Annotated in this window: 15 protein-coding genes; 7 read left to right on the top strand and 8 right to left on the bottom strand. The window is 56.6% G+C overall.

What is annotated here, in order from left to right; all coding sequences use genetic code 11:
- Positions 1 to 24: 24 nt before the first annotated feature.
- The 4 genes from CFB02_RS06000 to glgC all read right to left on the bottom strand — a co-directional run bounded on the left by CFB02_RS06000 (position 25) and on the right by glgC (position 4,954).
- Entirely contained in the window at positions 25 to 381 is a 357-nt protein-coding gene (locus CFB02_RS06000) for a PilZ domain-containing protein (protein WP_088557290.1), read from the bottom strand.
- Positions 382 to 481: 100 nt separating this feature from the next.
- On the bottom strand, positions 482 to 1,975 hold the full coding sequence (gene malQ / locus CFB02_RS05995) for a 4-alpha-glucanotransferase (protein ID WP_088557289.1): 1,494 nt from the start codon (positions 1,973 to 1,975) through the stop codon (positions 482 to 484).
- Positions 1,972 to 3,699, bottom strand: a complete 1,728-nt coding sequence (locus CFB02_RS05990; RefSeq protein WP_088557288.1) for a glycoside hydrolase family 57 protein — start codon at positions 3,697 to 3,699, stop codon at positions 1,972 to 1,974. The genes malQ and CFB02_RS05990 overlap by 4 nt, the downstream gene beginning before the upstream one ends.
- Positions 3,689 to 4,954 (bottom strand): glucose-1-phosphate adenylyltransferase, encoded by a 1,266-nt coding sequence (gene glgC / locus CFB02_RS05985; RefSeq protein WP_088557287.1) that lies wholly within the window; start codon positions 4,952 to 4,954, stop codon positions 3,689 to 3,691. Before glgC ends, CFB02_RS05990 begins: the two co-directional genes overlap by 11 nt.
- Before the next feature lie 203 nt (positions 4,955 to 5,157).
- On the opposite strand from glgC, the gene glgB reads away from it, so the two are divergent.
- The 3 genes from glgB to glgP are packed head-to-tail and all read left to right on the top strand — an operon-like array spanning position 5,158 to position 11,089.
- A complete protein-coding gene (gene glgB, locus CFB02_RS05980) occupies positions 5,158 to 7,044 on the top strand; it encodes a 1,4-alpha-glucan branching protein GlgB (RefSeq protein ID WP_088557286.1) in 1,887 nt (628 codons plus the stop codon).
- Positions 7,041 to 8,504 carry a glycogen synthase GlgA gene (gene glgA, locus CFB02_RS05975; RefSeq protein WP_088557285.1) on the top strand — a complete coding sequence of 488 codons (1,464 nt, stop codon included), beginning with the start codon at positions 7,041 to 7,043 and terminating at the stop codon, positions 8,502 to 8,504. Before glgB ends, glgA begins: the two co-directional genes overlap by 4 nt.
- A gap of 32 nt (positions 8,505 to 8,536) precedes the next feature.
- Complete coding sequence (glgP, locus tag CFB02_RS05970) at positions 8,537 to 11,089, top strand: alpha-glucan family phosphorylase (protein ID WP_172835804.1); 2,553 nt, start codon at positions 8,537 to 8,539, stop codon at positions 11,087 to 11,089.
- A 19-nt stretch (positions 11,090 to 11,108) separates the two neighbouring features.
- Here the strand turns inward: glgP and CFB02_RS05965 are convergent, their stop codons facing one another.
- Positions 11,109 to 11,768 carry an alpha/beta hydrolase gene (locus CFB02_RS05965; RefSeq protein WP_088557283.1) on the bottom strand — a complete coding sequence of 220 codons (660 nt, stop codon included), beginning with the start codon at positions 11,766 to 11,768 and terminating at the stop codon, positions 11,109 to 11,111.
- Between the two features lie 33 nt (positions 11,769 to 11,801).
- Complete coding sequence (locus CFB02_RS05960; RefSeq protein ID WP_088557282.1) at positions 11,802 to 12,998, bottom strand: lysophospholipid acyltransferase family protein; 1,197 nt, start codon at positions 12,996 to 12,998, stop codon at positions 11,802 to 11,804.
- Between the two features lie 217 nt (positions 12,999 to 13,215).
- Between CFB02_RS05960 and recQ the strand changes: the two genes are divergently transcribed.
- The gene (recQ, locus tag CFB02_RS05955; RefSeq protein ID WP_088557281.1) at positions 13,216 to 15,084 is read left to right on the top strand and encodes a DNA helicase RecQ; all 1,869 of its coding nucleotides are present in this window, start codon (positions 13,216 to 13,218) and stop codon (positions 15,082 to 15,084) included.
- 5 nt (positions 15,085 to 15,089) lie between these two features.
- Here the strand turns inward: recQ and CFB02_RS05950 are convergent, their stop codons facing one another.
- Complete coding sequence (locus tag CFB02_RS05950; protein ID WP_041645218.1) at positions 15,090 to 15,644, bottom strand: YiiD C-terminal domain-containing protein; 555 nt, start codon at positions 15,642 to 15,644, stop codon at positions 15,090 to 15,092.
- A 186-nt stretch (positions 15,645 to 15,830) separates the two neighbouring features.
- Between CFB02_RS05950 and CFB02_RS05945 the strand changes: the two genes are divergently transcribed.
- Positions 15,831 to 16,784 carry a hypothetical protein gene (locus tag CFB02_RS05945; RefSeq protein WP_088557280.1) on the top strand — a complete coding sequence of 318 codons (954 nt, stop codon included), beginning with the start codon at positions 15,831 to 15,833 and terminating at the stop codon, positions 16,782 to 16,784.
- Positions 16,785 to 16,798: 14 nt separating this feature from the next.
- On the opposite strand, the gene CFB02_RS05940 is transcribed toward CFB02_RS05945, so the two are convergent.
- Positions 16,799 to 18,685 (bottom strand): methyl-accepting chemotaxis protein, encoded by a 1,887-nt coding sequence (locus CFB02_RS05940; protein WP_088557279.1) that lies wholly within the window; start codon positions 18,683 to 18,685, stop codon positions 16,799 to 16,801.
- Positions 18,686 to 18,833: 148 nt separating this feature from the next.
- Between CFB02_RS05940 and CFB02_RS05935 the strand changes: the two genes are divergently transcribed.
- Both CFB02_RS05935 and CFB02_RS05930 read left to right on the top strand, forming a co-directional pair.
- Entirely contained in the window at positions 18,834 to 20,354 is a 1,521-nt protein-coding gene (locus tag CFB02_RS05935) for a carbon-nitrogen hydrolase family protein (RefSeq protein ID WP_008171577.1), read from the top strand.
- Between the two features lie 172 nt (positions 20,355 to 20,526).
- Positions 20,527 to 20,925, top strand: a complete 399-nt coding sequence (locus CFB02_RS05930) for a hypothetical protein (protein ID WP_008171578.1) — start codon at positions 20,527 to 20,529, stop codon at positions 20,923 to 20,925.
- Positions 20,926 to 20,956 lie beyond the last annotated feature (31 nt).

The following is a 20,956-nucleotide window of genomic DNA, read 5'->3' as shown; positions in this document are numbered from 1 at the left end:
CAGATTTCCTCCCTACGGCATTCTCTATGCTTGTTTCCTGCGGACAGAAAAGTTGACGGGCATCTGGTGGTTTTTCAGCCAGTTGATCAGTGAAGAGATTGTGAAACTGTCGTTCTCGACGCCTTCAAAATCGACACCAAGGCCGCGGTCTGATTTCCGCACCACATGGGCCTTCAGGCGACGGAACCGCTTTTCCTGGGTATCAGGAAAATGGAACTCCAGCTCCACCGTCTGGTTTAACTGAACGTCAGTGTAGTCCGTAGCAATGAACAGACCGCGTTTGGAGGCATCGCGGATCTGCCCGGTCGCAACCGGCATCCCGCGCTTGTATACCAACAGTCCAAGCTTTCCCTGTACGCGTTTACTGAGTCTGTGTTCCATGTTCCCTCCTCGTGACTCATCAAGAACGCCAATTGTTGATACTGCTTGTGTGTTATACCGAAGGTTGGGTCACGCCTCTTTGACGCTGATCAAAAAATGCTCAGCCCGGAGGAAGGCGCCCATGTCTTTTTACCGCTTCAGCGATAGTTTTCGACAAGTCTTTCTCGGGAAAATTCCAGTCCAGTTGCCATGTCCAGTTACTCGTAATGGTGCCCGGCGTATTGAACCTTGCCTCGGTTCCAAGACCGAGGAAATCCTGCATCGGCACCACGGCCAATGAGCAGACCGAACGGAACGCCGCTTCAATTACCGGCCATGGCATCCCCTCACCACTGGTTGCAAGATAATCATTTACATAGTGCCGGGTGCGATCATCCAGGCTGCGGTACCACCCCAGTGTTGTATCGTTATCGTGAGTGCCGGTGTAGACAAGATCCCGGGGCTGGTGATTGTGAAGCAGATGCGGATTGTTTGGGCTGCCGTCGAAGCCAAACTGCATCACAGTCATCCCTGGCAGCCGGAAGCGATGCCGAAGTTCCTCCACATCATCGCTGATGATGCCGAGGTTTTCGGCCACCAGGGGTAAATCCGGGAACCGGTCGAAGCAGGCCTGCAGAAAATGGTCAGAGGGGCCGGGAACCCAATAGCCATTTCGTGGTTGAGGAGCCTCAGCCGGGATCTCCCAATAGGCCTGAAGCCCCCGAAAATGGTCTATCCGGATCAGATCGAACAGATGGCGCTGGCTTTCGAGCCGTTCAAGCCACCACTGGTAGCCATCTTCTGCCATGACCTGCCAGTTGTAGATTGGATTACCCCAGTGCTGCCCCTCCTCGGAAAAATAGTCCGGCGGCACACCGGCCACCACAGTGGATTCGCCCCGGGCGTCCAGTTTGAAAAACTGTCGGTTGGCCCAGACATCGGCGCTGTCTTGAGCGACAAAAATGGGGATATCACCGAACAGCAAAACATCGCGGCTTCGCGCATAGTCCCTGAGTGCCTGCCACTGGTGGTTGAAGAGGAACTGCTCAAATCTGATCCGAGCCAGTCTGGCCTGGTTCTCGTCGACAAAGGCCTGCAAGGAAGCCGGCTCCCGATCCCTCAAGTGCTCTGGCCATTGGAGCCAGCCTGGCGACTCCTGAACCTCCCGGATTGCGCAAAACAGACAGAAATCATCCAGCCAGTAATCATTCCTTGCCCGGAAAGCTTCAAATCCGGCCAGATCAAGGCCCTTCCGGCCTGTGGCATGGCCCTCGTAAAACCGTTGGGCGGCGATAGCCAGCAGCTGCTGGCGGGATTCGGCGATGGGCTGGGCCAGTTCAGCGTCGGCCAGCAGTCCAGTCTGCAGCAGTTCAGCGAGATCAATGAAATCCTGGTTGCCCGCGTGGGCACTCAGGGATTGGTACGGTGAAAGATCCTGATGTGTTGGTCCAATAGGCAGTGTCTGCCAGACGGTAATGCCACTGTCGGCCAGAAAATCGACGAACCGGCGGGCGCCGGCGCCCAGAACACCGAGGCTTCCGGGCAGGCAGGTCGGGTGAAGCAGTACACCGGCCCGTCGAGCACTGAACAGATCCTTGTCGTTCGCTGAAGTCATGCAGGAGTATCCGCCTCATGGCCCGGACGCATGGTGCCGCCGCGAGCTGGTTCCCCGCTGCCCTGGCTGAGCTTCTGGAACACAGATGGCGGCGCCGGGTAGCCGATCATTTCATAGAGGTTGACGAGGTGGCGGCGATACAGATGTTCAAAGTCGCTCACGATCTGGGCCGGGTTATAGTCACCAAACCACCAGAACCAGTCGGACCCTTCGCAGATGGCCAGTTGCTGCATGGCGGCTGCTTTCTGCTCCGAATTTAGGCTGCCGTTGTCCATCACCCGGTCGAAGTGGGTTTTGGCTTCACAGAGCAGATCCCAGGCCCGGTTCTTGTCCGGGTCACCGATCCAGGTGGAGAACGTACCGTAAATCCAGCTGCCGGCCACAAGATGCGGCAAATGAACCGGTGCGGCTACCGGGTTCGCCAACAGATCGGCATATGTGGTCAATTTGAGCCGGGGGTGGTTCGCCAGTACCCGATAGAGCTCGTCGAGGAAGTGAAAACCGTTCTCGGGGTAATACTCCCAGGCATTTTCGCCATCCATGATCACGGAAATCACTGGCTTGGTCTTACCCTTGGCCTGCCCCGCAATGTTTTCCATGTGATGCACCAGGTCGCCAACGGCATCCCTGGCGTGCCAGTCTGCGTAAGTAAAACCGATCAGATCCGACAGACCGTCGTCACGGAAGAAGACGGCGGTATCCGATTCGCCGAACGTATAGGGCTGGTGAATCCCGGCATCGGGCAAATCCGGGTTGTCCTGCCGGGCCAGATTGAGGCTGTTGTGCACCACAGAATCACCGCTGGCAGTCCATCGGAATTGATGTTGATCCAGCAGGGCCAGTGTGGCCTGGCTGAGACCACCCTCGGAAGCCCAGCAGCCGGAGGGATCAACACCGAAGAAGCGCTGAAAAACGGCCCTGGCCTGCTGGAGTTGCCATGCGGCGCGCGCTTCACCCTCCGGGTAATGGCTGTGGGCTGGCAAAGCGATATCCGGCATGGCCTCGCGGGCAGCACCCAGGTCGATCAACAGAGGGAGCATGGCATGGGTATAGGGGCTGACAGATAGCTCAACCTGCCCTTTTTGCGCAAGATGCCGGTACCTTGGGCCGATGCCGGATAACACATCAAAAATCACGTCGAGAAGAGCCTTCCTGTCATCCATCGAAAAATTGTGGCCTTTCTCCTGAAGGCTCTGGATGCAATGGCTGCTTCTGCGGATGGTTTCGCCCATCCAGCCAAGGTGGTACCAAACCAGCAAGTCGGAAAGAAACCGGCTTGAGATGTATCTCTGCAGCTCGGGCTTTTCGCGGTAAACCTCTGCAAGCTCCGCCAATTGCGCGTAGGCCGGATACCGGTTGATGATCCGTTCCCGGTTGGCCCGCAGCGATTTTTCGATCAATCCCAGAAACGCAGGCGTGCCGGTTTCCGGTAACTGTTCTGCAACCAGCGCTGCGAGCAAAGGATCGCCGATCTCGCCGGCGCCATGGCGCCATTTTTCAATCTGGATCAGGTAGGTTTCGATCTGCTCAAGCAGAACCGGGGCAAAATTGACTACCGCCCTGGCGTCCGGATTTGCTTCCAGATGCGCCGCCATGTCGCTGTAATCCTTGATGGTATGAAGGTACACCCAGGGAAACAGGAACTGATCGGTGCGCATATCCTGATAAGACGGCTGGTGCATGTGCCAGCAGAGTACAACCGGTGTTTTGGTGTCAGAGACCATGGGGATAATCCTGCCCGAGCATCTCGGGCGTGATCAGCACAATACCTTTGGGCGATACATGAAACCGCTTCCGGTCATCGGCCTCGTCGAATCCTATCCTCATCCCTTCGGGGATGCGGCAGCCACGATCAATCAAGGCATTGCGGATGTGGCAGTGACGGCCAATCTCGACATCCGGGTAGATAACCGAATCCGAGATTTCACTATAGGAATGAATCTTAACTTGCGAAAATAACAGGGAATGCTTCACCAGAGCGCCGGATACAATACAGCCGCCGGCTACCATTGAGTCCACAGCCATGCCCCGTCGATTGTCATCATCGAAAACAAACTTGGCCGGCGGCAGCTGTTCCTGATAGGTCCATATCGGCCAGTGCGAATCGTAGAGATTGAGCTCCGGGCTGATTCCGATCAGCTCCAGGTTTGCCTGCCAGAGTGCGTCAACGGTGCCCACATCGCGCCAATAGGCCGGCTTGTTCTCAACCGGATTACGGAACGGGAAGGCGACCACCCGCAGACGCTTGATCACGGAGGGAATGATGTCCTTGCCGAAATCGTGAGACGATTCGCCATCCATCTGCTGGTCGCGCATGAGTTCGTCGAAGAGCACCTGGGTGCTGAACACATAGATGCCCATGGATGCCAGCGCCTTTCCGGGCTGGCCCGGCATTGGCTTGGGCTGTTCTGGCTTCTCGACGAACTCGGTGACCCTCAACTCGTCATCTACCGACATTACCCCGAATGCTGAGGCTTCATCGAGAGGTACTTCGATACAGCCAACGGTTATATCGGCATCATTCTCCACGTGATGGGCCAGCATGGTGCCGTAGTCCATCTTGTACACGTGATCACCCGCAAGAATCAGCACATACTCCGGCCGGTGGCTGCGAATGATGTCTAGGTTCTGAAGCACAGCGTCTGCCGTGCCCTCATACCAGGAGGTTTCGATACGCTGCTGTGCCGGCAAAAGCTCCACGAATTCATCCAGTTCTCCACGGAGGAACCCCCAGCCTCGCTGGATATGGCGGATCAGAGAATGGGATTTGTACTGGGTGATCACACCAACCTGGCCGATGCCAGAGTTGATGCAGTTCGAGAGTGGAAAATCGATAATCCGGAATTTACCGCCAAAGGGCACCGCCGGCTTGGCACGCCATTTGGTGAGGTCGTGGAGCCTGGAGCCCCGCCCTCCGGCAAGTACCAATGCGAGAGTCTGGCGAGTGAGACGACTGACGAAACGCTGGGCCGTATGCATAGATGCTTCCCTGAATAAAACCTTCCCTGTGACCGGTCGTTTAACCGAAAGGGTTTGCCACGTTTTTGACGCCTTGAACTATATTAGAACACTAGCACGGAATTATGGCGCAAACTTGTTTTGGGTCATTTTTCAAACAGGCCCTTTCGCGTCCAATGAACGGACGCTCACAGCGCTTCATCTGGTCAGGAACAGCACGGTCTATGGACAGTCCAACGCTCAGCGAATTCGACCTCCACCTCTTTGCCGAGGGTCGCCACTGGCACATTTACAACGTGCTCGGTGCCCATGTCTGCAGGAACCGAGGTGTGGAAGGTGTCCGGTTTGCAGTCTGGGCGCCCCACGCCAGCGCAGTCAGTGTTGCCGGAGACTTTAACGAGTGGAACGCGGGCACCCATCCCATGTCTTTGCATGAAGGCACTGGGGTCTGGTCCTGCTTTATCCCGGGCATCGGTAACGGCGCTCTCTATAAATTCGCCATCACGACGGACAAAGGCCAGCAGATCCTGAAAACCGATCCCTACGGACAGGCTTTCGAGCTAAGGCCCTCCACAGCTGCTGTAGTAACCGAGCGCGGCCACTTTGGCTGGCGCGATGGCGACTGGCTGGCCCGGCGGAGTCGCTGGAACTGGCAGGATTCGCCCATTTCCATCTATGAGGTTCATGCGGCCTCCTGGCGCCACCATGGTTCGGGTCGATGGCTGACCTATCGGGAACTGGCGGACCAACTCATTCCCTATGTGCTCGAACTTGGCTTCACCCACATTGAACTGTTGCCGGTCACCGAACACCCCCTGGATGAATCCTGGGGATACCAGACCACGGGCTACTACGCGCCCACCAGTCGGTTCGGTACGCCGGACGATCTTCGTTATCTGGTGGACCAATGCCACCGGCACAACATCGGCGTGATTCTGGACTGGGTACCGGGACATTTCCCGACCGATGAACATGCCCTTGCCAGCTTTGATGGCAGCGCGCTATACGAGCATGAAGATCCCCGCAAAGGGCGTCATCAGGACTGGGGCACGCTCATCTACAACTATGGCCGGCATGAGGTGCGGAACTTCCTGATCGGCAGCGCGTTGTTCTGGCTGGACGCCTTTCATATCGACGGGCTCAGGGTGGATGCGGTGGCTTCCATGCTTTACCTCAACTACTCCCGCAAGGAAGGCGAGTGGGAACCCAACGTGCATGGAGGCCATGAAAACCTCGAAGCCATTGAGTTCCTGCGGGAATTGAACCAGGTCTGCCAGAGCCGCTTCCCCGGAACGCTGGTCTGTGCGGAAGAATCGACCTCCTGGCCACGTGTAACCCGGCCACCGGAAATTGGCGGACTCGGGTTCAACCTGAAATGGAACATGGGCTGGATGCACGACACCCTGGACTATCTGGCGCAGGATCCGGTGTATCGTCAGTATCATCACGACAAGCTGACCTTTGGGCTGCTCTACGCGTTCTCGGAGAATTTCCTGCTGCCGCTTTCCCACGACGAAGTGGTCCATGGCAAAGGTAGCCTGATCAACAAAATGACCGGCGACGAATGGCAACAAAGGGCTACCTTGAGGGTGCTTTTTACCTACATGTTCAGTTATCCGGGCGCCAAGCTTCTTTTCATGGGTGGTGAATTCGGGCAGCGACGGGAGTGGAGTGAATCCCGGGAACTGGACTGGTCGCTGCTGGCCTACCCGGAGCATCAGGGTATTAAACAGCTGGTTCAGGACCTGAACGGTATCTACCGGCGGGAGGTCTCATTACATGGCGCCTGCTTCACGCCGGATGGTTTCGAGTGGATCGACTGCCATGATTCCCCCCAGTCAGTGATCAGTTTCCTGCGCACCGCCAAGGGCGAAACCTCGGTGATTGTTGTTAATTTCACACCCTTGCCCAGACACCACTATCGGATCGGCCTGCCTGAAGGTGGCAACTGGCGGGAAATTTTTAATTCCGATTCAGAGTATTACGGTGGGAGTAATCTGGGAAATCCCTACCCCATGCCTGCGGATGCCCAGCCCTGGATGAACCGTGAGTGGTCCGTGGAGCTGACCCTGCCACCACTGGGCGCGATCATTCTGAGGCCGGCTTTATGATCCGGGTGCTGTTTGCAACCAGTGAGGTTTATCCATTGATGAAAACCGGCGGTCTTGCCGACGTTTCAGCAAGTTTGCCGGAAGCGCTCTGCCGCCTGGAATACGACGTACAGATACTTCTTCCGGGCTACCCCGATGCCCTGAAAGCGGCAAGAAAGGCGGGCTCCCGAAGGAAGGCACGGTTTCAGCTGGGGCAATACAGTGTGAGCCTCTGGCAGACCCGACTGCCCGGCACCGCTGTCACGCTATGGCTAGTGGACTGTCCGCCCTTGTTTGATCGCCCCGGTAACCCCTACAAGAACGAGGAAGGCAAAGACTGGTGGGACAATGCCCATCGCTTTGAGCTGTTCGGAAAGGTCGGCGCCATGGTCGCCATGGGAGAGGCTGGCCTGTCCTGGAGACCGGATCTGGTGCACTGCAACGACTGGCAAACCGGGCTGATACCGGTATTTCTCGAGGCCTACCACGACAGGCCCGGCACTGTGTTTACCATCCATAACCTCGCCTACCAGGGACTCTTCTCCCACGAGACTTTCCGTGCCCTGGGTCTGCCTGATTCGCTCTGGAACCTCGAGCAGCTTGAATTCTACGGGCAGCTTTCGTTTATCAAGGGCGGCCTGGTTTTCAGTGACCGAATCACCACCGTCAGCCCGACCTATGCGCTCGAGATCCAGACCCCGGAATTCGGTAATGGACTTGATGGTTTGCTCCGACACCGCCAGGACGCGCTCACCGGCATTCTCAACGGCATCGATAACCGGGTCTGGAATCCCGAGGAAGACCCTGAACTGTCCTTCCACTATGGCCGGGATCACTTGAAGAACAAGACGCAGTGCCAGGCCGGCCTGCAGCAAGAGCTCGGGCTGGAGGTAAACGGCGGTCCACTACTGGGCTTCATCGGGCGACTGGTTGAACAGAAAGGCGTGGATTGGCTGGTTTCGGTGATGCCGCACTTGCTGGAACAGGGTTGCCAGTTTGTCGTTCTTGGCTCCGGTGAAGCCAGTTACGAGCAGCCCCTGAAACGCCTTGCCCGGCAATGGCCGGGGCAAATGTCTCTCACGTTGGGCTACAACGAGGGGCTCTCCCATCGCATCACGGCAGGCTGTGACCTGTTCCTGATGCCATCGAGATTCGAGCCCTGTGGGCTCAACCAGATGTACAGCCTCAGGTACGGAACAATTCCGGTGGTGCACGGTGTTGGCGGGCTAGCAGACACGGTCCAGGACCCTCAGGAGGTTGGCATCGACAAGGCCACCGGATTCGTTTTTACCGGCGCCAATGCCGATTCGTTACTGGCTGCCGTAAACCGCGCGCTACAGTTTTTTGAAAAACGTAAGCAATGGCGGCGGTTGCAGGACAACGGCATGGCGATCGACTATTCCTGGAAGCAGCGGGCTCGCACCTATGGCGATCTGTATCAACGCATTCTCAAAGAACGTGACCAACAACAGCTGGATTAGTGCGAGCGCTTGCCCGCCTGGAAGCAACCAACATGCATAAAGCAACGGAATTCCGACTTGAAGCTCATCCCCTGCTTCCCGAACCCCTGGAGCGATTGGAAGAGCTTGCCAATGACCTGTTCTACAGCTGGGACCATGGGGTTCGAAGCCTGTTTGTCCGTATTGACCTACCGCTATGGCAGAAAGTCGAGCACAACCCAAAGCTTTTCTTGCGGCGGGTTGCCCAGGATCGACTCGATGAAGCGTCTGAAGACCGGGCGTTTCTGTCCGAGTATCGTCGGGTCCTGAGTAGCTACGATGCCTATCTGGAGGCTGGCCCCGGCCCGGAAGTGACGGAGAAGCTCGATCCGGAACAGGCCCTGGTGGCTTACTTCTGTGCCGAATTCGGCTTCCACGAAAGTTTTCCGATCTATTCCGGCGGCCTGGGCATCCTTGCCGGGGATCATTGCAAGGCCGCCAGTGACCTGGCCCTGCCCTTTGTCGCTGTGGGTCTGTTGTATCGGCAGGGTTACTTTATCCAGAGTATTGACGCCCATGGCCAGCAGATTGCGCGCTACCAGTCCCATTCCAGCGATGAATTGCCTATTACACCGGTCGAGATAGACGGCAAGGTGCTCAAGGTCTCTGTGCCCTTCCCCGGGCGTGATGTTGTGGCGCGGGTGTGGGAAGCCCGAGTTGGCCATATCCGCTTATACCTGCTGGACAGCAATACCGAAGAAAACGGCCCGGAAGACCGGGATCTGACGCTCCAGCTATACGGTGGCGACGAGTCCACGCGGATCAGCCAGGAAATGCTGCTTGGCATTGGCGGAACCCGGGTTGTGGAGGCGCTGAACCTCAAGCCGACCGTCTGGCATATCAACGAGGGCCATGCCGCATTCCAGATTCTGGAACGCTGCAGGCAGACCATGGTCGCCGGGTTGAGTTTCGGGGCCGCGCTTGAAGCCGTTGCCGGCGCAACGTTGTTCACAACGCACACACCGGTACCAGCCGGCCACGACATTTTTCCCCGCTCCCTGGTTCACCATGCCCTGGGCCGCTACCTCGAGGAATCTGCACTGGATTTTGATCAGGTGTTTGCCCTGGGCTCGAAAGACGGTGAAGACAGGTTCAATATGACCAGCCTGGGCCTGCGCGGCTCTCGTTTCCACAACGGAGTGAGCCGGATTCACGGCGGTGTCGCTTCGTTGATGGAGGGCGATATCTGGCCCCAGGTGCCGCCGGCAGAAAACCCCATTGGATACATTACCAACGGTGTGCACGTACCGACGTTTCTGGCGCCGGAATGGTCCAGCTTGTTTGATATACAGGCGCCCACCTGGAAAAGTGAGCTGAGGAACCCCGAATTCTGGAAATTTATCGACCAGATCCCGGACTATCACTACTGGAGCGTTCACAAGGCCCTGAAACAGCAAATGGGCGAATACATTGTCCAGCGGCTCAAGCGCCAGCATAAACGCAACGGCACCGGCCATTCCGTCACTGACAGGATGACCCGGCAGCTTGTTTCCTTGGAAAAAGACACTCTGGTTATCGGGTTTGCAAGGCGGTTCGCCACCTACAAGCGCGCGACGCTGATCTTCTCGGACCTTGAACGCCTCGAAAGCATACTGACCGATCCGGACCGCCCGGTGGTGCTGGTATTTGCCGGCAAGGCCCATCCCAAGGACAAACCCGGCCAGCAACTGATCAAGGTAATCCACGACCTTTCCATGCACCCCTCGTTGATGGGGCATCTGATTCTGCTGGAGGACTATGACCAGGCCATGGCCCGCCGGCTGCTCAGCGGCGTCGATATATGGCTGAACACACCGGAATACCCGAAAGAAGCCAGTGGCACCTCCGGCGAGAAAGCAGCCCTCAATGGCGCTCTTAATCTCAGCGTGCTCGACGGCTGGTGGGGCGAAGGCTATGACGGCAACAATGGCTGGGGCATCCCTCCCAGGGATATCGGACTGGACCCTGAATTCCGGAATGAGGAAGAGGCCCGGGACCTGATCGATCTGCTCGAATTCGAAGTGGTTCCCCTCTACTACGAGCGCGCCTCCCAGGGCTTTTCGAAAGGCTGGGTCCAGCGATCCAAGGCTTCGATGAAGTCGATCACACCAAGGTTTAACGCCCGGCGTATGGTGATGGATTACGTCAATAATTATTACCAGCCGGCGTCAACCCAGGGTGCTTTGCTGATGGCCGACAGCGGCCAGGTTGCCAGAGGGCTCGCAGACTGGAAGGCAAGGGTCAGGCATGCCTGGCCGGGTGTGGAATTAAACGTGGTTGGCTGCGTCGAAGCTGCCTGCCCCCATGATGGCGGCGTAGAACTCAGAGTCGAGGCAAGGCTCAATGGCCTGTCAGCGGAGGATGTACGGGTGGAGTGCCTGGTCAGCCCAGAATGCACCGGCACCCATAACAGCCCGGGCCCAGACAGTTTCTTGCTGGATAAGGCAAGTGAAGCGGAGGGGCTAACCGTGTTCTCCACCCGCGTGCAACCACCCTATCCCGGCTTGCAGACTCTTAGGCTCAGGATGTACCCCTATCACGAATCACTGACGCATCCGCTGGAGATGGGCGCCATGCTCTGGGTCTGACCCAGGGCATGGCGGTGCCTTAAAGCAGGTGTCGGCGAATGAATCGGCCGATGTCCTGTATTTCCTCGAGGCACACACTGTGTTCCATGGGGAACGTCTGGTACGAAGGGTCGTAGCCCATTTCCTTCAGGGTTTCGACACTGCGCACGCCCAGGGACTCCGGCACCATCGGATCGAAGGTGCCGTGATACACACTGATTGGCACATCGGCATTGGCCTCTGAACGTTGAACCGTGTTCGCGGTGGCGAAGTAGGTTGAAAGCGCCAGGACACCGCCAAACCGTTCGGGGTAGCTGAGCCCCAGTTCATAGGCAACGGCGCCTCCCTGGGAGAATCCGGCGATGATAATACGCTCCGGCGGGATGCCTTTTTCTTTTTGCTGCTCGACCAGTTTGGCGACCGCATCGGCAGACGCCCGCAACTGTTCGGTATCCACCACACGATCGATGTCCATGGCCTTGATGTCGTACCAGGCGGGCATGGACATGCCACCGTTGATGGTGACAGGCAGATTGGGCGCATGGGGAAAGATGAAGCGTACCGCTGTATCTTCCGGCAGGCCCAGTTCCGGCACTACGGGCTCGAAGTCGTGGCCGCTGGCACCAAGGCCATGAAGCCAGATGACGGCTGCGGTCGGGTTTGCTCCGGTTTCAATCTCAATGTACTGAAGATCCTGCACGGTTTACCTCTCGTCTGAAAATTGTGTGCCGGCTTATTCGGAATGACCGGATTTTTCGGCATTGGCCTCGAGTGCGGTGACCACTGGATTGGCATACATATCCAGAAGATAGGGCCGGATGGCCGGGTCGCAGGCTTCCAGTCTCCGCTCCATCTCGGCTTCAGCAGCTTCCATTTCCGCCGGTGACAAGGTTTCGGCAGTGACCACTGAATCGCTGACGGTATCCGGCGTATCGTGGGCCTGGGGATGAAGACCACGCTGCTGATAAGCCACCAGGTTTGAGGCATGCAGGTGATAGTTCGCATGCATCTCCCGGTCTATGCGGCATGCCAGATCTTTCGCATTATCCGGTGAATCATGAATGGGCGCGCCAAAGTGAACATGCACATGACCTTTGAAACCGGTCAGTCCCTTCATGATCTGTTCGGTGTCCTCGCCCTCACGCTTCACGTATTTTCCGGTTCTGGCACGGGTTTCCAGTTCCTGAGCCTTGTCAGCATCGCAGGGATCGTATTCGTAGGCGATGGAAACAGGAACGATGTGCAACCGGTTCATGGCTTCGCCAAAACTGAGCCCGCTCTTTTTGCGGCTCATGTAAAACATTTTGATGATGGCCGGATCGGTAAAATCAAGGCCGTCCTTCGCCCGGCCCTCACGTTGGGCGATCCATATGCTGTGATTGGTATCGATGCTGTGGTTGATAAAGCCGGAGAGAGTAATGTAGGCATCACGCATCTCGCGGGGACTTGTCATGCTGCGTCGCACCACAAAGCTCTTGTTCAGTCGCATCATTTCAGCGAACACCCGGTTGGCAAGCAGGTTGTCGCCAATGGCAATCCGGGTGGTATGGAAACCATTCTGGAACAGCTGGTAGTTCACCACCATGGGATCGAAAACAATGTCCCGATGGTTCGAAATAAACAGATAGGCGCCGCGCTTGTCGAGGTTCTCCAGCCCGCTGGTCGTTACTCGCGTGGTTGTGCTCTCAACCAGCTCACCTACGTAGCTGGAAAGCCCGGCCTGGAGATCATCGACTCGTGTGTAGTGACCAAAATGGCTGTTTAACCAGCGACGGGTAAACACACGCAACATGGCCGGCGCCCAGCGGGCGAGAGTCGGTGACTTGAAGCGACCGACCATATCCAGAAATTCCTGATCGTTGACCAGGCGGTTGATAGCAGCGCCGGTTTCTTCGTCCGAATAGGGACGGATGGCATCAAATTCCTGCATGGAAGCCCTGTTATTATCAGTGTCTGTCACAGTATGGCGTGAAACGGTGGTTCAAAAACGCGGTATTGTAGCGTTTCTTAGATGAGTTTGCCTCCACCCGGCACGCGGGTTTGCTGGCCAATCCTCAGGGTTAATCTGGTATCATTCGCCACTGCGCCGAACCCGGCACTCCACCCGAATCAATACAGCGGCTCCAGGCCAAGCAACCGGTTATTCTATGTATCTTGATCAGGATTTCGAACAGCTTTCCACCGAGCGCCCAACTACCTCGGGCCGTGATCCGGAACAGGTGCTGCACGAAGTCTTTGGTTATGAATCCTTCCGTCCGCTTCAGGGTGACATCATCCGGGAAGTATCGGAAGGCCGTGATGCACTTGTGCTCATGCCGACGGGCGGCGGTAAATCCCTTTGCTACCAGGTGCCGGCGCTGGTTCGCTCGGGCACTGCGATCGTAATTTCACCTCTGATTGCCCTGATGCAGGACCAGGTTGCGGCATTGAAAGAGCTGGGGGTCCGAGCTGCGTTCCTGAATTCAACCATGGATTTCGAGCAGGCCCGGGCGACCGAATACGCGCTCATGACCGGTGAGCTTGACCTTCTGTACTGCGCCCCCGAACGACTGATACAGCCGCGCACCATCGAATTGCTTCATGACGCCTCCATCTCGCTGTTCGCTATCGACGAGGCCCATTGTGTGTCCCAATGGGGTCACGATTTCCGATCCGATTATCTTCAGCTCAGCATGCTGGCAGAACAGTTTCCCGGCGTACCCCGCATCGCGTTGACCGCAACCGCGGATGAGCGAACCCGAAAGGAGATTGCGGAACGACTGTCACTGACGGAGGCAAGACACTTCGTCAGTGGCTTCGATCGCCCTAACATTCAGTACCGTATAGCGCCAAAAATAAACGCGAACAAACAGTTACTGGATTTTATTAAAGCAGAACATGAGGGCGATTGCGGCATCGTTTACTGCCTGTCCCGTAACAAGGTCGACGCCACCGCGAAAACCCTGGCCCAGAAAGGCTATACCGCTCTGCCCTATCATGCAGGCCTGTCCTCGGAACAGCGTGCCCATCACCAGGAGCGGTTCCTGCGTGAAGACGGGGTGATTATTGTTGCCACCATCGCCTTCGGCATGGGTATCGATAAACCGGACGTGCGCTTTGTCGCCCATCTGGATCTGCCTAAGAGCCTTGAAGCCTACTATCAGGAAACCGGTCGGGCCGGGCGTGACGGCAAGCCATCTACGGCCTGGATGGTTTATGGCCTGCAGGATGTCATCAAACTGCGCCAAATGCTGGAAAGCTCACAGGGTAACGATCATTTCAAGCGCGTGGAACGGCAGAAGCTGGATGCCATGCTGGGGCTCTGTGAGGTCACCAGTTGCCGGCGTCAGGTGCTGCTGCGTTATTTCGGGGACGAGCTTGAACAACCCTGCGGTAATTGCGACACCTGCCTGAATCCACCGGACACCTGGGACGGAACCGTCGCCGTCCAGAAAGCCCTTTCCTGCGTTTTCCGCACGGGCCAGCGTTTTGGTGTTACCTATCTGATTGATGTTCTGCGAGGCTCGGAAAACGAGCGGATTCTCCAATCCGGGCACCACCAGGTGTCAACCTACGGCATTGGAACGGAACTGAGCGCCAACGAGTGGAAATCGGTCTACCGGCAACTGGTGGCGAATGGTTACCTCCGCGCAGATCCGGAGGGCTATGGTGCGCTCCAGTTGACCGAGCAGTGTCGGCCACTGCTGAAAGGACGGCAGACCATTGAGCTGCGCAAGGATCCGGAAATCAAGAAGGCAACCGGCCGGGCAAACGGCGGCCGGTCGGGTTCGCCGGTTTCAGAACAGATTACCGACAAGGCCGGCTGGGAGGCGCTTCGAGCCTGCCGCAAGGAGTTGGCTGACAAACAGGGCGTGCCGCCCTACGTCATTTTCCACGACACTACCCTGTTTGGAATGCTGGAACGCAAACCGCGCACCCTGGATGAGCTGGCGGAAGTCAGCGGCGTGGGCGCCGCCAAGCTTGAGAAATACGGCGAGATTTTCCTGCAAACCATCGCTGGCCTCGAACAGGCCTGAATTGTTCAGGCCTCCGCTTTAAACCCTTTCTTCCGCACGCGGTAATGGGCGATGGAGGTCGCTACATGGTTGCCCTCTTCGTCCACCAGTTTGCCTTCCAGGGAAAATTTCGCCCGCCCGGTCTCGTCAGCATCGGCAAGAATGGCTGCCACGGTTTCGGGATCCAGGGTGAATTCTACAGTGACATCGCTGTTGGCTGGTTGAAGAAACTGCAGCGTCATTTCCTTGAGAATCGGCGTGTACGAAGGCCCCAGATCAAATAGAGTCAGCACGCCACCGGGAATTTCGGCTACCAGGAAGTACGCGCCCGCATAAAGGCTGCCGAAGTGGTTTTTGTTGCCTTTCAAGCGGATTTTCGCTCTTACATATCCTGGCCTGACCTCCTCTACGCTGAAATTGTTCCTTGGTGCAAAAGGAATCGACAGACCGATGATCTTGTTCACCGCTGCATACCCGCCCGTTTTCTTCAGCCAGGCAAGAGGGCTGGCCAATGTGGCCTTGGGGTCGGTACTTGCCACCCATTGACCGGTCGCTCCGATGAGATTATCGATAATTGCCATGACCAAGCTCCGAAATTGATTGGGAACTGATGATTACAACGGACTTCAGTGCTCGCAAGAAGGTTTTACAATTTTTTTGGATGTTGTCCGATTTATTTTTGAGTTTCTGTTCTAAAGTGAGGATGCGTGCCTGAATCATGACCGCTTGTTAGCCGGTTTTTCCAGTAGTAAGAAAGGATCTCTGATTTGGAATATTCTCTGCCCGCTTCCCTAGTCTTCCACCGGTTCCGAAAACTGGTTCTTTGCCTGATGCCATTGGCTTTCTGCCTTGCGGCAGGACCACTCTCAGCCACAACGTCATCGACCACTGCGTCGCAGGCAGCCGTGCGCGGTTACGTACTCTGGTACCGGAATTACGACAGCCCTGCCATCCGGGCCCTGGTGGAGCTTGCTCTGAAGAAGACGCCAGAGTACGGGGAATTTCAGATCATCAGAAGTGAAGAGCTGAGCCAGGGCCGCGTACTGAGGGAACTGACAGACGGCCAATCACGATTAGTTGACATCGCCAATGTTGCTACCTCCGCAGAACGGGAGAAATCCCTGACCGCCATACCGTTTCCGGTCGATGGCGGGTTGCTCGGTTTTCGGGTTTGCGTGGTCATGCCGGAATCCCTGCCACGGTTTGCGGGAATCAAGACTCTGGATGACTTGAGAGACAGTCAGATTCGGATTGGCCAGGGCGCCCACTGGCCAGACACACCGGTGCTTGAAGCCAACGGTATTCCGGTAGTCACTCATTCCCGATACGAAATACTGTTCGGAATGTTGCGTAATGAACGCTTCGAGTGTTTTGCCAGGGGCGTAAGCGAAGTGCTTTACGACCTGGAATTGGAGCAGGATCCTAATCTGGTAATTGAGCCTGATCTGTTGATCGCCTACCCGATGCCGTCCTATCTCTTTGTCGGTCCCGAAGACCAGGAAACCGCCCATCGCCTTCAGCTGGGAATTGAGCGCGCCATCCACGATGGCAGCTTCAATGATTTCCTCAGGCACTACTACGCCCGCGCTGTGAAAGAGCTTGATCTCGACGAGCGTACGGTCATTACCCTCGAAAACCCGTACCTGAGCGAAGAATCCCGTTACGTTGGGCGCAAAACCTTCGAGAACCTGCGCCGTCGGCTTGAAGTCCTAAGCCGCTAACAGGCGCCCTGCGCTTACACCCGGAACCTCGACACGTTCTGGTTCAGTGCGGTGCCGATGCGCTCAATTTGCCCGCTGTAAACATCGTTTTCGGTGGCCGCGGCGGCCGCTTCCTGGCCCTGATCCGCAATCCGGGTAATCGACGAGTTCAACTCCTCGGTAACCGACGTCTGTTCTTCGGATGCTGTGGCAATCTGTGACGTCATCTGGCTGATGGACGTGATTGCCTCGGCAATCCGGTTGAGGGCATCCATGGCGTCCTGCGCTTTTTCCATACTGACATTGGATACGGCAGTTGAGGCATTCATGACATCGACCGCATCATTGGCGCCCTTCTGCAGACGCTCAATCATGTCGTTGATTTCCTCGGTGCTGGACTGGGTGCGCTGGGCAAGGTTACGTACCTCGTCTGCCACAACTGCGAAGCCCCGCCCTGCTTCACCGGCCCGAGCCGCTTCAATCGCGGCATTCAATGCCAGCAGGTTGGTTTGCTCTGCAATACCCTGAATCACCTCAAGCACTGTTGTGATTGACGTAACGTCCTTGCCAAGGGTGTGTATGACCTCTGCGGCCGCATTAATCTCCTTCGAGAGCTTCTGCACCGCGTCCCGGGAGGCAGCGACGGTCTCCAGCGAAGCCCGGCTGTCTGCATCTGCGGTGTTGGCGGCGTCTGCGGTTTGCTGTGCGTTCTGGGCGATCTCGCCGGCAGCGGCCGACATCTCGTTGATCGCGGTCGCCACCATATCGATCTCGGCCTGCTGGCTCTCCACGCTCGAACGACTGGTACTGGCGGTATCTCTCAGCGAGCTGACATTTTCTCCGAGTTCGGCGCTACCCTTCTGGACATCCCGGACGACCGTCTGGATGTTCTCGACAAACTGGTTAAAGCTCCGGGCCAACTCACCGAACTCATCTCTTGCACTGTCGTCCAGGCGCTGGGTCAGGTCGGCATCACCACTGCCAATGTCCGCCATGGCCTTGTTCAAACGGCGAACCGGCGCCATCAGAACCTTGATGCCCAGATGCAGGATCACCAGAGAAACGATCAGGCCGATCACGGCCATGATCAATCCAGTCATTCTGGCGCTCTGGACCGGTGCGTTGATCTTGTCCGCGTTTACAAAGGTCCCCAGGTACCACTTCACGCCGCGCGCTTCACTGATCGGATGGAAACTGGCCTCCCAGTTGCCATCATCATTGCTGTATTCGTGAGCGTCCCCGCCAAGATCCGGCTTGCCGCCAATGAGCTCACTGATGTTCTTGCCGACAAGGCTTTGCCGTGGGTGGAACAGTATGGTGCCACGCTCATTGATCAAAGCAGCGTAACCGGTGTCCGCGAGTGTGACTGTGCTCAGGGTTTTTGCTATCGCGCCCAGGCCGATATCAGCACCGGCCACGCCCTCGTATTCACCGCGCTTCACGGGCGCAAGTGTGGAGATGATCATGTCGTTGGTGCTGGCATCCTGATACGGCTCGGTAAACGAGGCGCTGCCGAGGCTCATGGCCTTCTTGTACCAGGGTCGCTGGCGGGGATCGTAATCCGCTGGCAGCGTGGCATTCGCCTCCGGCGATTTCATCAGCATGTAGCCGTCGGTACGCCCCACATAGACATCCCGGAACCCGCCGCCGGTAGTAATAGCCTGAAGAATAACCCGTGCCTCTTCGTCGTTCTCGGCATTCTCCAGGGCTTTGGCCGTGGCTTCAGTCATCACCAGCCGGGTATTGAGCCACTCTGCGATGCTCGACGTGCTCTGCTGCACGGTGTCGTCAATCAGCGCGTTAACATAGGTTTCTGTGGTGTTTTGTAGCCGTAAATCGCCAGAGAGCGTAAAAGCCCCCATAACCAACAGCAACAGAATACCGAAAGCAGTCAGGAGCTTTTGCCCGAATGTCAGCTGCACGGTCGAATCCTCAGCAATAAAATTGATATTCGTTAATGTGTGTTTCGGCCCATGGTGCGAAGTCTTTAGCGGCTTCTGTTAAACTTTCTAATTATTGACGCAGACGCTGAGATTGTCCTCATTCCATAACGAACGGGAGCCGAACTGAATGGCCCATGAAGAACTGCACCTCAACCTCCGGAACCTGAGGCTTGATGACTACGATCAGCTTCAGAAGCTTATGGATCGGGTATACGACGACATCGGAGGCTCCTGGCCGAAGGACACCATCAAGGCATTGGTGGAGCAGTTCCCCGACGGCCAGATCTGCATTGAGGAAAGCGGCCAGCTTATTGCGGTTGCGCTGACGGTCTGCGTTAAGTACGAGCGTTTCAGCAACCCGCACACCTACGACGATCTGATCCTCCGTAACGAGAAGATCTGGCACAACGCCAATGGTGACTCCCTCTATGGGCTGGATGTCTTTATCCACCCCGACTACCGCGGCTACCGCCTGGGTCGTCGACTCTACGAAGCGCGAAAAGAACTCTGCCGCTCCATGAACCTGCGTGCCATCCTGGCGGGCGGGCGCATACCGAGCTACTTCAAATACGCCGAACAGTATTCACCCGAGGAGTACATTCAACGGGTCGATCGCAAGGAAATCTACGATCCGATTCTGAGCTTCCAGCTCTCGAACGATTTCCAGGTTACGCGGTTGATGCACAAATACCTGCCCGAGGATGAGAAATCCCAGGGCTACGCGACGTTGCTGGAATGGCGGAACATTCTCTACACCCCTCCTTCCCCGGTTCTGAGCGTCAAGAAAACTCAGATAAGGCTGGGCGCAGTGCAGTGGCAGATGCGGGAATTCACTTCGGTTGAAGAGGTGCTCGAGCAGGTTGAGTATTTTGTGGACGCCTTGTCTGATTACAAAAGTGACTTCGCCATCTTCCCCGAGTTTTTCAACGCGCCGCTGATGGGACTGACCGATCAGATGGACCAGACCCGGGCCATCCGTTTCCTCGCCGGATTTACCCAGCAGTTCCGGGAAGAGATGTCTGAAATGGCGGTGAGCTACAACATCAACATTATCACCGGTTCCATGCCACTGATCGAAAACGATCGGGTGTATAACGTGTCCTATCTCTGCCACCGGGACGGTCGTGTTGATGAGCAACGCAAGATTCACATCACGCCCCACGAACGCCGCGACTGGGTGATCGAGGGCGGCAACCAGTTTGAGGTCTTCGAGACCGATGCTGGCCGGGTCGCCATCATGATCTGCTATGACATCGAATTCCCTGAACTGGGCCGTATTGCTGCCAGCCAGGAGGTTGATATCATCATGGTGCCGTTCTGGACCGACACCAAAAACGGCTACCTCAGGGTTCGTCAGTGCGCCCAGGCCCGCGCAATCGAAAACGAATGCTATGTGGTCGTCACTGGTAGCGTTGGCAACCTGCCGAAAGTCGAGAACCTGGACGTCCAGTACGCCCAGTCTGCCGTATTCTCACCCTCGGATTTTGCCTTCCCGCACGATGCAGTTATGGCCGAAACCACGCCGAATACGGAGATGATCATGTTCTCCGATATGGACCTGGAAAAGCTGAAACTGGTGCGTAACGAGGGGTCTGTCACTAACCTGAAAGATCGTCGCGTTGATATGTATGAATTGAAGACCAAGTAAACTGGCCCGATCAGCCAGGTGAATTTGTTAAATAACTGCGTTAGCGGTCGATCGTATGGCACTGATGGCGTTGCAAAACTAGAATTCAGTGTCTATTGTTTAACCAATATCCAGCCTGTCTCCCAATGAGACAGGTTGCTGTGGATACGGAAATCACCAGAGAACCCGATTCATGAACGAAGCATTGCCGGACCTTGTCGCACGATTCCGAGTCAGACAGGGCCTTTTTCGGAAGGAACTTGTCGAAGCCGCCCTTTATGAGCTGGACGGCTACGGTTGTGTTATGAAAACCGACAAAGTGTTCAACCCCGGTGATACCGTGGTGCTGGATCTCGTGATGGACATGCCGTTCGACAAGATCCGCGCAGAAGGACTCGCCGGGCTGGTGACCGAACGCAGAAAACACTGCAGCAATTTCTTCTATTCAATCGATTTTGTAGAGCTCGATTCCAACGGCAGCTCGTCGCTGGCGGAAAAGCTCCGCAGAATCCGGGAAGTGCTATCCAAGAAACAGTCGCTCAAATCACGTCGTTCCCCAGGCTCCATGTCCGGTTTCCGGCAGATGGCCTGATATTGATTTTCGTTGAAACCTGCCCGTAAGG

The organism is Marinobacter sp. es.042 (genome assembly GCF_900188315.1).
In the GTDB taxonomy this organism is placed as follows: Bacteria; Pseudomonadota; Gammaproteobacteria; order Pseudomonadales; family Oleiphilaceae; genus Marinobacter.
This window is presented reverse-complemented; position numbering and strand designations above follow the sequence as displayed.

Bases quoted from the DNA above. Each gene is read 5' to 3' on its own strand.
- glgB (WP_088557286.1), top strand. From the start codon at position 5,158: ATGGACAGTCCAACGCTCAGCGAATTCGACCTCCACCTCTTTGCCGAG.
- glgC (WP_088557287.1), bottom strand. From the start codon at position 4,954: ATGCATACGGCCCAGCGTTTCGTCAGTCGTCTCACTCGCCAGACTCTC.
- malQ (WP_088557289.1), bottom strand. From the start codon at position 1,975: ATGACTTCAGCGAACGACAAGGATCTGTTCAGTGCTCGACGGGCCGGT.
- CFB02_RS05935 (WP_008171577.1), top strand. From the start codon at position 18,834: ATGGCCCATGAAGAACTGCACCTCAACCTCCGGAACCTGAGGCTTGAT.
- recQ (WP_088557281.1), top strand. From the start codon at position 13,216: ATGTATCTTGATCAGGATTTCGAACAGCTTTCCACCGAGCGCCCAACT.
- CFB02_RS05930 (WP_008171578.1), top strand. From the start codon at position 20,527: ATGAACGAAGCATTGCCGGACCTTGTCGCACGATTCCGAGTCAGACAG.
- CFB02_RS05990 (WP_088557288.1), bottom strand. From the start codon at position 3,699: ATGGTCTCTGACACCAAAACACCGGTTGTACTCTGCTGGCACATGCAC.
- glgP (WP_172835804.1), top strand. From the start codon at position 8,537: ATGCATAAAGCAACGGAATTCCGACTTGAAGCTCATCCCCTGCTTCCC.
- CFB02_RS05950 (WP_041645218.1), bottom strand. From the start codon at position 15,644: ATGGCAATTATCGATAATCTCATCGGAGCGACCGGTCAATGGGTGGCA.
- CFB02_RS06000 (WP_088557290.1), bottom strand. From the start codon at position 381: ATGGAACACAGACTCAGTAAACGCGTACAGGGAAAGCTTGGACTGTTG.
- CFB02_RS05960 (WP_088557282.1), bottom strand. From the start codon at position 12,998: ATGCAGGAATTTGATGCCATCCGTCCCTATTCGGACGAAGAAACCGGC.
- glgA (WP_088557285.1), top strand. From the start codon at position 7,041: ATGATCCGGGTGCTGTTTGCAACCAGTGAGGTTTATCCATTGATGAAA.